Origin of the sequence: Pseudomonas sp. BJa3 (assembly GCF_026343815.1) — a bacterium.
In the GTDB taxonomy this organism is placed as follows: Bacteria; Pseudomonadota; Gammaproteobacteria; order Pseudomonadales; family Pseudomonadaceae; genus Aquipseudomonas; species Aquipseudomonas soli.
Genome location: NZ_JAOXMC010000561.1, coordinates 1 through 234 on the forward strand (window position 1 = coordinate 1; position 234 = coordinate 234).

General features: G+C 60.3%; 1 protein-coding gene. It reads left to right on the plus strand.

Annotation, left to right across the window (positions count from 1 at the left end; translation table 11 throughout):
- The coding region (locus OH705_RS28785; protein ID WP_267303643.1) for a hypothetical protein at window positions 1-234 on the plus strand (234 nt) is incomplete at both ends.

Below are 234 nucleotides of genomic sequence, written 5' to 3' on the forward strand. Positions count from 1 at the left end.
GACAGGTTACTCACAAAAATCGATGCCGTAGTCGCTGCCCGCCAGCAGGTCAAACAGGCTGAACAGGCTCGACAGACTCACGTCGAAGCGCTTCGCTCGCTTTCCGATCGGCAACGCGAAGTCGAAAGCAGCACGCTACACCCGGCCCGTGAACAATTGCGCCAGGCGCTGCAGGCGATTACCGCACACCGTGCAGAAAAGCCCGGCCTATTGGCCAGCCTGCTGAGTGTCTGG